Origin of the sequence: Leptobacterium flavescens, assembly GCF_010671605.1 — a bacterium.
Classification (GTDB): Bacteria; Bacteroidota; Bacteroidia; order Flavobacteriales; family Flavobacteriaceae; genus Leptobacterium; species Leptobacterium flavescens.
The window spans coordinates 1185946-1199402 of the sequence record NZ_JAABOO010000001.1 but is presented as its reverse complement, the minus strand read 5'-3'; the positions used below and the strand labels follow the sequence as shown (position 1 = coordinate 1199402).

Sequence of the window (13457 nt, the reverse complement as noted above, 5' to 3'; positions counted from 1 at the left end):
TTTCTTTAGGTTATTTAATGTGAAAGCATTTCCCCGCCTACCTGTTTAAACTCTTCTTCATCAGCTCTTTTGTAATAGAGCTCCACTTTATTCCAGTCGGAAGCCCAGCCTTTTACAATATTGTTGAGGTAAAAGATCTTTAGCTTGTGTTTCCCCTTGGTGAGCGCAATCGAGGCGTCCTTCGGGTGTTTTTTGATAGGGTATTTATAATCGATCAGTAATTGATCTGCAATCCAGACCTGATCCTGTTGGCTGGAGAAATAATAGACTCCGTCCTCGGCGATGTCTATGTAACCTTCAATAGCCAGAGCCCTGAAATTATCTTCATTTACAAAATGCCCCCAGTCATATGCCTCATTGGCTGCTTCGAGAGAATCGATCACAGATCCTTTTGTACCGGAAGAAAAATCTACTTCCTTCAGGTTCCTGAAATGCCCTTTTACGGTTTCGACCGATAGTCCGGGTTTTGTTTTTCCGGGATCAACTGCCGGGATCATCTGTTGCTGCTCTATCCGGATCTCTCTTACCGGACTTGTTTTTCCATGCGGAAGAACCGAAGCTATTTTTAGAACGGTATTCTCTTTAAAATTCATGGGTTCTTTGTAAACCGGAGAATTTGCATCCGGGGTACTACCGTCTACCGTGTATACCATTTTTACCGGGTGGGTGGTTTCAAAGCGAAGCGAAACGCTGTCGGTAAAAACAATACGATTGGAAGACGGGCCCTCCGGAATAGGAATGTGATAATTTATCTGATGTTCCTCAAGCCTTAAATATTGACTGCTTAAACGCTTTAGAAAATCTGGATAATCTTTTTTTCCTTTTTGGGTCCAGGTGAGTTCGGCCATAGCCATAAGCCGCGGATACAACTGATATTCGATGATCGAAGCCTCCGGAGCATATTCCGTCCATACACTGGCCTGGGATCCCAGGATGTGCTTTCGTTTATCTTTGCTGATTTCCGAAGGTACCGGGTCGTAATTGTAAATATCTTCCAGCGAAATATATCCTCCAAAAGCCATGGGTTCTACCTTGTGATCTCCCTGATAAAAGTTGAGATATGTGTATTCCGAAGGGTTCATTACCACATCATGTCCGGCGTTTGCCGCTACAATACCCCCTTCTTCACCTGTCCACGACATGATATTGGCAGTAGGGGAGATCCCACCTTCCAGGATCTCGTCCCAGCCAAAGATCATCTTATCGTATTTTTTCAGGATATTTTCTACCCGGGCCATAAAATAGCTTTGCAGCTCATTTTCATCTTTCAACTGTTCTGTAGCGATCCTTTTCTGGCAGTGCGGGCATTTTTCCCATTTGTCTTTCGGGACTTCATCACCTCCAATATGGAAATATTCGAAAGGAAAAAGAGGAGCGATCTCCTCAAAAACATCTTCGAGAAAAACAAAGGTCTGTTCTTTACCTGCACAAAGGATATTGGAATCGATACCCCATAACACCCGTGTTTCCAGGTGGTTTTCTGTACAGGATAATTCGGGATATCCTGCCAGGACAGATACTACATGACCGGGAACGTCTATTTCCGGGATCACATCTATAAAACGCTCTGCCGCATAGGCAACTACTTCTTTAATATCTTCCTGAGTATAGTATCCGTCGTAGAGGCTACCGTCGTCGTTCTTTCTTTTAGCTCCTACTTCTGTGAGCTTTGGATATTTTTTTATCTGAATTCGCCATCCCTGATCATCGGTAAGGTGCCAGTGAAATTTGTTCATTTTAAAGAGAGAAAGCATATCCAGTTGCTTTTTGATAAAATCTACTGGAATATAATGCCTGCTGACATCGAGGTTTAAGCCTCTCCATCCGAAAGCAGGCTGATCTTTGATCTCTACTGCCCGGATATTCCATGATACTCCCGAAACCGGATCCTGACTCTCTATTTGAGGAGGAAGGAGTTGCAAAAGGGTCTGCATCCCATAGAAAAAACCTCTGTTTTCCCTGGCTTTTATAAGGATCTGCTCCCTGCTGACATCCAGAGAATAGCCTTCACCGTTTACATCCAGGGACTCGTCGGTCTGAAATACAATTATATTACTTTCCGATCCTTCTCTGCTCACTTCAAGATCAAAGCCCGTTGAAGCCTTTATCTTTTCTGCAAAGAAAGAAGCTATTTTATCCTGATCTTCATTTTGTGTGATAAAACGGGTGTTCTTATCCAGACTGAACTGCCCCTGCTTTTCCGTAACCGATAAAGGTTGAGGTATAACAGCAATTTCAGCAGTGTTCAAGGCCGAAGGGCCTTCAGCTTTGTTTTTACAGGAGATAATCATTAAAATCAGTATCAAAAAGCAATGTTTGTTTCTCATATTGAATTCCTTAATTTTTAAAACATTTTGTCAGGGGGCCTTTTAAATTATTATCAGAAGCTAACTGCATACTTCATATTTTCGGAAAAATGATGCGATTCAAAATGAGCGGAATCTCCATCGATACAAAAACTGTTGATCGTTTTGGTTACCCGTTTTTTACTATCCCCCTCAATCTTTTTCAGCAAAACCCTGGTAGCTTGTTCTCCCATTTTAAAAGGATCGTATACCAGGTAGGAAACATTGGGGTATAATGATTGGGCAACTGCCGATTTTTTAACAAAAGAAACCACGGAAACCTGTGTTTTCAGGATCTTCCGGGTTATCAGAGCAAATTCCGGCTTGGTAGTTATCACCCCGTCAATATGCATCTGAGAAGAAAGGAAATCTTCTATTTCTTCCTGCACGTTCATTTTCTCTCCGATCTCTAGGACCCGATGAAAACCCTTTCGCATTTTACTTTTTCCAACCGCATTTTCAAATCCTCTTTTCCATTCTGGAAGGGATTCATTCCTGTGAGCAATAAGTAAAATGTTCTGACAATTCTTTTCAGACAGGTTTTTACCGGCCTGATAACAACAATCTGCCTGATCTACAAAAACCCTGTCACATCTTATATCTCTGGTACGATTCTCCAGGAGAACTACCGGAAACCCTCTGTTCATCAGATCAACTACATAATCATAAGCCTTGGTATTAATGGTTTCGGAAGACATATAGAGGATAAGACCGTCTATGCTCCCATCAGTAAGCATTTTTATCAGGGCCATTTCTCTCAGAGGAGAACCTTTGGAAGGGTAGATCATTACCTTATAATTTTTCCTGGCCGACTGCTCCATAATTCCATCCAGGGCATCAGAAAAAAAGAGATCCGAAAGCTCGGGAACGATCACCCCAATGGTACAGGACCTGTTGCATTTTAAGTTGAGGGCAACACTGTTGGGCCTGTAATTATATCGTTGAGCTGTTTTCTTGACTTTTTCCCGGGTTGCTTTACTGATCTCCTCACTATCCTTTAGTGCCTTGGATACCGTAGAAACCGATACACCAAGGATATATGCTATTTCTTTTAATGTGATATTCGTTCTCATAGATCTTAGTTCTTTTGACAGGTTTAAATAGAACCTATCCTGATTACCTCAATACACCCCCTGTCTGCCACCGTTATATAACAACTTTTATAGTCATTACTAAAGGTGATATTGGTTGGTCTTTTTCCTTTGAGCATAAACTCTTTTAAAAGCTCTCCTTCGGGCGATAGTACCACTATCGTTCCCTTGTCATAGCGGCAAACAAACAGGTTTCCTTCCCGGTCGCATCGCATCCCGTCAAGACCGAAATCCTGAAAGGAATGGAAGAGGCTCTTATTTTTTACCGACCCGTCTTCCGTGATATCGTATACCCATATCTTTTGCTGAATGGATTCGTTCACATATAATTTCTTACCATCCGGACTTACCTCTATCCCGTTTGTAGTACCCATTTTTTCTTCCAGGAGTTCAAAGCCTTTTTCCCTGGTAACCTTCCAGAGGTTTCCCGTATGATCCTCCCAGTTGGGATCGCTGGCATAAATGGTCTTATCGGGGGCTATGGCCAGGTCATTCGGCTGATTGGCCGCAGGCTGATGTGCAAAAACCCCGATCTTTTTGGTCTTTAAATCGACTTCCAGGATATTGTGATTCGTATAATCTGCAATGAACATCTGATCCCTTTTACCAAAGCGAATACCGTTTCCTATACTTCCTTCGGGCAGATTGATAAAGAGTGAACTTTCTCCCTTGGCTGTAACTTTTCCTATAGTGCCCTGTTCCCGGAAGTTTACCGCATAGATATTCCCCAGATAATCGGTTGCAGGGCCTTCGATCCCATCGGTAAAAACAGATTCTTCGGTAAAGTCACTGCTTTCCCTTCCCGGTTTACAGGAAGAAAGGCAAAGAATGCTAATTGCTATGATGGTTGTTGTATATTTCATGGGGTGTTTATATTTTCTGAAAGAAGCTTCAGATCGGCAGTAATGGCCGATCGTACGTTCAGAACAGGTGTGTCCAGACGATCCAGAAGAACATTTATTCGTTCCTGTTCAACCTTATCAAACTTCTTTTTTGTTTCTATTTTTTGCAGTAATAAACCGGACAGTTCGGCAATGGCTTCCGAAAGGGGGAGTAAGGCGGTAAGGGTAGGGGATCTGTGCTTTTGGAGTAAGCGGTCATGGTTCTTTTTCCAATTCAACAGGTAACTTTTTATCTCACTTTCAATGTCTTGATCCTGTTTAGTCAGGTAGACCCTCACCAGTTTGTTGAAATGCATGGTGAGCGGATTATCGGGAGTACAGGCGTCTACAAAGAGGGTCAGCGGGTAATAGGTTTTATAGGGTTTCCCTACACGTTCCCTGGCTGTTATGGGCCTGCATATTTCTGAAAGTGTCCGGAAAGCTTCAATATCATTAGTGTGGAAAAGGCCTCTTAGAATACGATCCCTACTTTTTATATGATCGAGGCCGGAGGCTTCCAGTTGAACACTTATTGCATTTAACCTTTTTACGAGGAAATCAAAATCGTTTACGGAAGATGCAGACCAGAAACGTTCGGCTATGGCAGCTGTTCTTGGCCATATCCTGGAATCTACATTGTTGGCATCTACCAGTTCGCCCCACATGGTAGCCTCTCCTCCAAGAATATTTTTAACTTCTTCGGGGTTTAGACCATCGCTATCCGAGATCGGATCGTTCTCATAATGGGTTTTGGTATCGAAGAGCAGATCAATATAGTAGCCTTTGGAGAGTACCGATTTATACCCTTGCTTCGCAGCTTTGATCATAGCTTCTTTTCCTCTCCAGGAGTGAATGACAATATCTTTGGGGAGTCCTGGTTCCAGGATCTCATCCCAACCCATCATACGTTTTTGGTTTGCTTTGAGTATTTTCTGCAACCTGATATTAAAATAGGTCTGCAATTGGTGGTTGTCCTTTATTTGATGCTCTTTTTTAAACTTCCGGATCCGGGAACTTTCGTCCCAGTGTTTTCCTTCGTTCTCATCTCCTCCGATATGAAAATAGGCATCGGGGAATAGTACTGCCAGTTCTGAGATCACACTTTCCATAAAAGTATAGGTAGCTTCTTTGGTCGGATCAAGAGTAGCGTGAAAAATACCTTTATTCCTTTCCAGCGTATAGGTGGTGTCTTTGCTTGCCAATTCTGGATAAGCCGTTAAAATAGCTGTAGCATGTCCGGGAACATCAATTTCTGGAACTACTCTTATGCCCCTGTCTGATGCATATCTAACGATTTCCCTGATCTCATCCTGGGTATAAAAAAGTCCGTCTGAAGCCTTTTTGTGAAGCTCGGGATAACTTTTGATCTCTACCCGAAAGCCCTGGTCATCACTGAGGTGCCAGTGAAATACATTGAGTTTTACGGTAGCCATGGCATCTATGTTCCGCTTTAGTACGGATAAAGGCAGATAGTGCCGTGCCACGTCTATCATAAGTCCCCTCCAGGCAAATCTGGGACTGTCTTCTATAGTTAGTTGGGGAAAGAAATAATGTTGTTCATCACTTTGAAGCAGTTGCAGAAGGCTCTCCAGGCCATGCATAGCCCCCAGGTCGGTGACACTGCTCAGGATGATCTTTTCATTTTTGACCTGAAGGGAATAGGATTCATCTTCAAAAAGCACTGTTTTTCCGGGACGTTCTATCCGGATCTCCATCTTTTGCCCTTCGGATGTTTTATTTGTTTGTGAAGATATGTCCTTATTGGTTAAAAGCAGACCGGTTCTCTGATCGAGTCTGTTTAAAAAAGAAGTCGCCGCCCTGTATATCCTTTTATCAAAATTTCCCGATATGCGGAGGCTGAAATTTTCAGTAAGGATATGTTGCCCGTTTCCCGGAATGACCTTTTTGGGCCATGGCAATAAGCTCAGATTTGAGGCATGATGCTCCTGAGCTATCAGTCCGGAAGTAAATATCAGCACTGATATGATAAGAAAGAAAAGCGTCTTCTTTTTCATAGAAAATAATCCCCTCTCCGGAGAGACTGAGAGGGGGAATGCATAAAAATTGATACAAACAAATTAATTAAAAGTAATATCTTTTAAAGGCTTCGATCGCTTCATAATCTGCCAATCCCATGGCATCGTATAATCTTGCGGTAGCCCGGTTCCTTTCCTGGGCACGGACCCAGAATTCTCTGGAGTCTTCTCCCTGGAACATCACTTTGTCTTTTTGGGACTGATGAAATAAAATGGCGTTTGTCTTTCTGTTTACTTCATCCGGACTCAGAGGTACGGCCATATCGATCTCAGAAATATCCCATTCATGCCAGGCTCCGCGGTAAAGCCACACCCAGCAATCGTCCATAAAGCTTTCTTTTTTTAATTGTACTATAGCTTCCATGACCACGTCCAGACATAATTTATGGGTTCCGTGAGGATCTGCGAGATCTCCTGCGGCATAGATCTGATGGGGTTGTATCTCTCTGATCAGATCAATAACAACCTGAACATCCTTCTTTCCGACAGGTTTCTTTTTGATCTTTCCGGTTTCGTAGAACGGAAGGTCCAGAAAACGAACATTACAGTCTTTCAGGCCTATATAACGGGTTGCCCCGTAAGATTCCATTCTTCTTATCAGGCCTTTTATTTTTCGTACCTGCGGACTGTCAGTATCCTTTAGGCGTTTGTTCCGTATGCTGGTAACCACCTGGTGAAAAGCTTCCTCATTTCCGCTGATCATTTCTTTTGCGACTTCTGCAAATTTGAGAGCTTCCTCATCAGTCACAGCAATATTTCCGGACGTCTGATAGGCTACATGAACCTCATGTCCCTGATCTACCAGGCGTGAAAAAGTCCCGCCCATAGAGATCACATCATCATCCGGATGCGGACTGAAAATGATGACTCTTTTTTGAGCCGGATTGGCACGCTCGGGCCTTTTGCTGTCATCTGCATTGGGTTTTCCACCCGGCCATCCCGTAATGGTATGCTGAAGCACATTGAACATTTTTATGTTCAGATCATAAGCAGACCCCTCAAGAGCCAGTAAACCTGACATTCCGTGATCGTTATAATCCTTATCGGTAAGCTTAAGCAGTGGCTTATTGACCTCCTGGCTCAGCCAGGTAATGGCTTTGCGTTTCAGTTCTTCTGTCCACACGCACTGACCTACCAACCACGGGGTTTTGATACGGGTTAACTCCGAAGCTGCTTCATTGTCCAGAATAACTACCGTATTCTTATGCCTTTGCAGATAAGTTGCCGGTACTTCGGAAGTGATCTCACCTTCTATAGTTTCCTTGATGATATCCGATTTCTTATGCCCCCATGCCAGCATGATGATCCGTTTGGCTTTCATGATCGTGCTGATCCCCATGGTGATGGCTTTCTTCGGAACATTTTCTATCCCGTTAAAATCGGAAGCTGCATCAACTCTTGTTATATGATCCAGTGTAATGATCCTGGTTCCCGAATTATAATGGGATCCGGGTTCGTTAAATCCGATATGCCCCGTTCTACCGATTCCGAGTAACTGAAGGTCCAGACCTCCGCAATGCTTGATCTTCATTTCGTAATCAATACAGTACTGATGTAACTCTTCAACCGGAACTTCTCCGTCAGGAATATTGATGTTCTCGGGGTTTATATCTACATGATCAAACAAATGCTGATGCATAAAATGATAATAACTCTGCCTGTTTTCGGGCTGCATTGGGTAATACTCATCAAGGTTGAACGTAACCACGTTCCTAAAACTCAGTAGTCCTTCCTTGTGCATATTCACTAACTCTTCATACACTTTAATCGGAGAAGAACCCGTTGCCAGACCAAGTACACATTGCTCTCCCATCCCTTGCTTCTGCTTGATCAAATCGGCAATTTCATGTGCTACCAGCTTTGAAGCATGCGCAGCATCTTCGAAAACCTCATTGTGGATTTTCTCGAATCTGGTTTCCTCAAACTTCCCGACCTCTTTGAAAGTTATTTTATTCATTTCTCGTCTTGTGTTTTAAGATCAGCTATTGATTTACTAATTACTGTTTTCTTTATGGCGGGGATCTCCCTGTCCATTTATATCTAATCTCCTTCCCGGAGGAAAGTTAACCAAGCAGATAGCTGCTTAGTCAACATCCCACCAAAGGTTAGTTGTCATTTCATCCGGTCCCTGGCTGTTAATGGCAGCATTTACATTTGCTTCATTAGAAACCAGTTCGGTAGATGAATACATTAATCTTCTCGGTACGACTCCCGCATTAGGCTGAGATACGAAGAACAGTGTGTTATCTGTCAGGTCATCAATCAGATTTGTTCTCCTTACCAGTGCCCAGGCTTCGTAGCCATTCATCAAAAGCGCAAGCCAGCGTTGATTCCAGACCATATTCAACTGCTCATCTACAGACCCTGCCAGGGTAGCAATTGTTTCGTTGTTTATGAATTGATCGGTATCGGCCCCGTCTACGCCCCAAAAGTTCATACTTGCTCTAATTCCCTGCTCATAAAAGCCCTGTGCATTTCCACCTCCGTAACCCAGAAGGGCAGCTTCGGCCTGTAAAAAGTAGGACTCTGCAGCAGTCAGGATCTGAGTAGGAACTATACTGGCAACATCTGTGGTTGAAGTTCCTATTATCTTGGCGGAAGGAATAGCCAGGTCATCGCGAGCAGAAAGTGCTCTTGCAGATACCGGTGCTCCGTTATATGTATCGTTTGGAGATGGGTCTGCCATTTCTCCTCTTCTCGGATCGTTATTGTCATTAAGCATATTCATGTAGCGGTCTGAGAATACCCATTTAGAACCAACTCCACCGAATCCCCAGTAAATATCTTCAAACCCTCCGTCGAGGAATGAAAGGATCAGGGCAGAAGTAGACTTGTTTAACAAGGCCTGATTGGTCTCATCTATAAGTGAGTTACTCAGGCAGTCATTTATAATTCCATCAATAAACGCCTGATCACCGTCCTGAATAAAGGCTGCTCTGGCTCTCAGGGCCATACGCAATCTCAGGGTATTGGCAAAGGTTCTCCACTTTTGAGGATCTCCCTGATAGAGATAATCTCCGGAGGCACCTCCGATGATTGTTGTAGAACTTCCAATGGCATCCATCTGAGCCGTCAGGTCATTAATGATCCCCATATAAATATCTCTTTGAGAATCGTAGCTCGGTTGCGGGTTCTGAAGAATAAGCTCTTCTCCGATAACATCGCTATAAGGAATAGCTCCGAAAATATCGGTCATTTTCTGATAGAACCAGGACATCATAATACGTGCTACGGCAACTCCGTTGGTATCGCCTTCCTGTATATAAGTACCCAGCAGATTTCTGGCATTTAACGATACTTTCTGATAAGAAGCATCGAACATGGCATTGGTCCATCCCTGGTTATTCTGATAGGCATCTCCTGCAAACCAGGCACCTTCGGCATTATAGCTGAACTGATGCGAGAACTGATTTGAGTAGATCAGATTACCCCTCCACGTCAGAAATCGCGGCTCGGCAAACTCAAAGTACTGTACTCCGGCCATAATTCCTTCTGTCGTTGCCGACTGAGGGTTTACCGGGTCCGTGTTTATATCTTCAAAATCTTTGGTACATGATACAGGTGATATCATCAGGAAGAGAAACCCCAAAGCCCCTAATATCGATTTTTTTGCTTTCATAAGTTTATATTTTATTTCCGATAAATTTTAATTCCATATTATCCTAAATTCGCTTAGAAAGTGATATTCAGTTTTAATCCGTGACTGCTGGCCGATGGAAGTCCGAAGAACTCAACTCCGCCGAAGCTTGTATTAAAGCCTGTTTCAGGATCAAAATTATCTGTGTTGCTATGCAGGATAGCTAAATTTCTTCCTACGTAAGTGATAGATAGATTAGACAGATGCAAACGATCTGTAAAGCTTTTCGGGAATCTGTAACCGAAAGTCAGTTCCCTGAATTTAACAAAGCTTCCGTCAAACACCCAGTTTTCTGCTATCTGTCCGAGTCTTCCCCAGTAATTTTGCGGGTTTACTCCTCTTGCCTGTACATCCGGATCCAGGGTTCCGTTAATTACAGCATCTGCAGGAACCGGAATTCCTTGTCCTCCCGTAAAGAAATCACGCCCTTGTAGTGTTTCTATAGCGGTACCTTGTGTATGTCTTTGTATTTCCGAAAGTGAGAATATGTCTCCTCCGAATCTGGCATCCAGAAGGAAGCTAAGTGTAAATTGCTTATAAGTGAAGGTGTTACTCCAGTTCAGGAAGGCATCTGGTGCCGCATCACCTATCTGGTCTATTTCACCTACTTGTGGCAAACCGTCAGAATCGAAGATGACATTTCCGTTATCATCTCTTTCAAAAGTAGTTCCGAATAATCCCTGAGGACTTGACCCTTCTTCTGCTGCAACCTGGATCACGTCGTTGAACTGTCTTACCAGGATGTTTCTTTCAACACCCTGAGCAAGCTCTTCAACTACGTTGTTATTTGTTGTAAAGTTAACATTTGTTGACCACTTAAAGTCCTCATTCTGAATAATATCTGCATCCACAGAGATCTCAATACCCTTATTGGTAACCAATCCTGCATTAATGATCTGACTTGCCGCTCCACTGGAAGGCGGAAGAGAAAGGTTTAATATCTGGTCCTTGGTCCTGATATTGTAGTATGTGGCCGCCAGACCGATACGATTATTCAGGAAGCGTGCATCAACTCCGAATTCAAATGTATTCGATATTTCGGGTACTAGGCCCGGGTTGTTAAGCGCGGGTCCTGCTCCGGCACCTTCTTCTGTGGTTCCAAGGAAGAAGAACCTCTGACCGTTAAACAGGTTAGATGAAATATTAAATGTATTTATCAGTGAAAATGCAGTGGTAGCATTACCGGTTTGCGCAAAACTTCCTCTTAACTTAAGAGAGGAGAGCCAGCTGCTGTCCTGAAGAGAAGGAATGGCATCTGTTGCAACAAAACTCAGACCTACGGAAGGGTAGAAGAAGGAAGCTTCATCAATAGGAAGCGTCGAACTCCAGTCGTTCCTGGCTGTAAATTCTGCAAAGAGGTAATTCTTATATCCCAGTGTTACGGATCCGAAAACCGAATTGGAAGAATTCCTTGCAGAATTCGGAGTAACATTTATACTGTCGAAATTATTCAGTGAGAAAAAGTTAGGGATCAAAAAGGTTTCTCCAACGGCCTGAAGTGAATTGAAGGAAGCGTCAAAGTGACTGAGTCCGAAAGTAGCTCCAAGGCTTAAATCGTCGTTAAGGCTATTGTTATAAGTGAAAATAAGATCGTAGTTATTGTTCCTGGCAGTTGAATTGGTATCTACAAATCTACCGTTACCTGCTATATCAAAAGCTCCCAGCGGATTGAATATCTGCTGGCTGGTTACAATATGATCCTGAGAGATCCTTAACAAGGCTGATAATCCTTTATAAATATCAACATTAACATCCAGTAGACTTATATAACGATCTGTTTCATCCTGGTTCAACAAGGTGTTTACCGTGTAATAAGGATTGGTAATAAATGCTCCTGCCCAGTTGTTCGGAGTCCCGTCGGGCTCCAGGAAATTGTTTCTCAACAGGCTGTTGGAAATATTTCTCGGCCTTAAAGATAAAGCACGAACAATATTGGTTTGTCCTCCGGTTAACTCAGGCCTGTTTCTTCCGTCCTGGTTGATATAATCTATCTTTCCGGTGATCTTTAACCAATCTGTGATCTGGGCTCCCGCTTTAATACTGAAGTTCTGCCTCTTTAGCGTACTTCCCGGAATAACGGATTCGTCATCCGATCTTGAATAACTGAAGCGGTAGTCGAAATTTTCCTTCCCCTGAGAGATGGAAATAGAGTTCAGGAAGGAAACCCCGGTCTGAAAGAAATCCTTAAAACCGTTATCTCCTGCAGAGTAAGGAGCTGTTCCTACTCCGTCAAATCGCTCGCGATCCGTACCGTCCAGTCTCGGACCGAAACTACTGGATCTCGTAATATCATAAACCAACTGATTTGTAGAGGTATCGAAAAATCCTTGTCCGTATTCGTTCTGGAACTCGGGTTCCACAAGTACGGAATTAGCTGTTACCGAAGAGTTGATCTCGATAACCGGTTTTTCCGAACGCCCTTTTTTGGTGGTGATCACCAATACCCCGTTAATTCCCCTGAATCCGTATAAGGCAGTGGCATTACCACCTTTGAGTAAGGAGATATTTTCAATATCGTTAGGGTTGAGGTTGGAAAGGGTGTTACCGTAATCAATACCGGAAGCAAAATCACCTTGTCCTCCCTGATTACTACTGATAATAACCCCGTCTAATACAATTAATGGTTGGTTGTTAACTCCGAGGGAACTTACCCCTCTAACTGTAATACCTACCGAAGACCCAATTCCTCCGGCATTAGAATTGATGTTTACACCTGCCAGTTTTCCGCGCAGGGCAGAACCGATATTGGGATCGGCTGCCTGTACCAGTTGATCCGACTTAACGTCCTGTACGGAATAACCGAGTTTTCTAGCTTCTTGTTGGATACCGAATGCTGTTACCACAACACCTTCGAGTTGCTCGGCATCTTCTTCCATCTGCACATCTATTACTGCAGATGATCCTACTGTTACTTCTGTTGTTTTTAATCCTAAATAAGAAAATCTAAGAACATCGCCTACAGAAGCAGAGATGGTGTATTTACCATCAAAGTCTGTTTGGGTACCGTTTGTGGTTCCAACAACCAGAATATTCACCCCCGGAAGCGGTGAGCCGTCCGAGCTTGAAGTTACCGTCCCGGTAACATTGATATTCTGTGCGAATGAGTTAGAAACAAACATGACTACAAAAAGAACAAAAGTGAATAAATTTTGTTTCATATTAATTAAAGCTTGTTTAGTTAAAGAGGAGTTAAAGTAAATATTTTAACCTATGAAAAATTTTTTTTTATCTGAACGACACGATTTTATGAACCAACAACATCGATCTGAAGATATTCGTAATTAGCCCTTTTAAAGTCCGCAAACTTTAAGTTTAAAAATTTTGTTTTTTAAATAAATACACATACTTTTTTACGGAAATTAAAGGAATTTAACACAATATATAAGGTGTTTTTAAATCGAACAGAGGGCATAAAGAATACGATTCCCATTAGATATCACTTCATATTCTGGGCTTCTTACTTTACA

7 protein-coding genes are annotated in these 13457 nt (G+C 42.8%); all 7 read right to left on the bottom strand.

Annotation, left to right across the window (positions count from 1 at the left end):
* Positions 1-14: 14 nt before the first annotated feature.
* Positions 15-2306 (bottom strand): family 20 glycosylhydrolase, encoded by a 2292-nt coding sequence (locus GWK08_RS05265; protein WP_163605848.1) that lies wholly within the window; start codon positions 2304-2306, stop codon positions 15-17.
* Positions 2307-2380: 74 nt separating this feature from the next.
* Positions 2381-3418: a LacI family DNA-binding transcriptional regulator gene (locus GWK08_RS05260; RefSeq protein WP_163605847.1), complete on the bottom strand. Its 1038-nt coding sequence runs from the start codon at positions 3416-3418 to the stop codon at positions 2381-2383.
* 23 nt (positions 3419-3441) lie between these two features.
* Complete coding sequence (locus GWK08_RS05255) at positions 3442-4299, bottom strand: SMP-30/gluconolactonase/LRE family protein (RefSeq protein WP_163605846.1); 858 nt, start codon at positions 4297-4299, stop codon at positions 3442-3444.
* The gene (locus tag GWK08_RS05250; RefSeq protein ID WP_163605845.1) at positions 4296-6332 is read right to left on the bottom strand and encodes a beta-N-acetylhexosaminidase; all 2037 of its coding nucleotides are present in this window, start codon (positions 6330-6332) and stop codon (positions 4296-4298) included. The genes GWK08_RS05255 and GWK08_RS05250 overlap by 4 nt, the downstream gene beginning before the upstream one ends.
* 67 nt (positions 6333-6399) lie before the next feature.
* Positions 6400-8310: a glucosamine-6-phosphate deaminase gene (gene nagB, locus GWK08_RS05245; protein ID WP_163605844.1), complete on the bottom strand. Its 1911-nt coding sequence runs from the start codon at positions 8308-8310 to the stop codon at positions 6400-6402.
* A gap of 126 nt (positions 8311-8436) precedes the next feature.
* Positions 8437-9972 carry a SusD/RagB family nutrient-binding outer membrane lipoprotein gene (locus GWK08_RS05240; protein WP_163605843.1) on the bottom strand — a complete coding sequence of 512 codons (1536 nt, stop codon included), beginning with the start codon at positions 9970-9972 and terminating at the stop codon, positions 8437-8439.
* 53 nt (positions 9973-10025) lie between these two features.
* Complete coding sequence (locus GWK08_RS05235) at positions 10026-13148, bottom strand: SusC/RagA family TonB-linked outer membrane protein (protein ID WP_163605842.1); 3123 nt, start codon at positions 13146-13148, stop codon at positions 10026-10028.
* Positions 13149-13457 lie beyond the last annotated feature (309 nt).

Excerpts from the sequence above, each read along its gene's own strand:
- GWK08_RS05250 (WP_163605845.1), bottom strand. The coding sequence starts at position 6,332 with ATGAAAAAGAAGACGCTTTTCTTTCTTATCATATCAGTGCTGATATTT.
- GWK08_RS05240 (WP_163605843.1), bottom strand. The coding sequence starts at position 9,972 with ATGAAAGCAAAAAAATCGATATTAGGGGCTTTGGGGTTTCTCTTCCTG.
- GWK08_RS05255 (WP_163605846.1), bottom strand. The coding sequence starts at position 4,299 with ATGAAATATACAACAACCATCATAGCAATTAGCATTCTTTGCCTTTCT.
- GWK08_RS05260 (WP_163605847.1), bottom strand. The coding sequence starts at position 3,418 with ATGAGAACGAATATCACATTAAAAGAAATAGCATATATCCTTGGTGTA.
- nagB (WP_163605844.1), bottom strand. The coding sequence starts at position 8,310 with ATGAATAAAATAACTTTCAAAGAGGTCGGGAAGTTTGAGGAAACCAGA.
- GWK08_RS05235 (WP_163605842.1), bottom strand. The coding sequence starts at position 13,148 with ATGAAACAAAATTTATTCACTTTTGTTCTTTTTGTAGTCATGTTTGTT.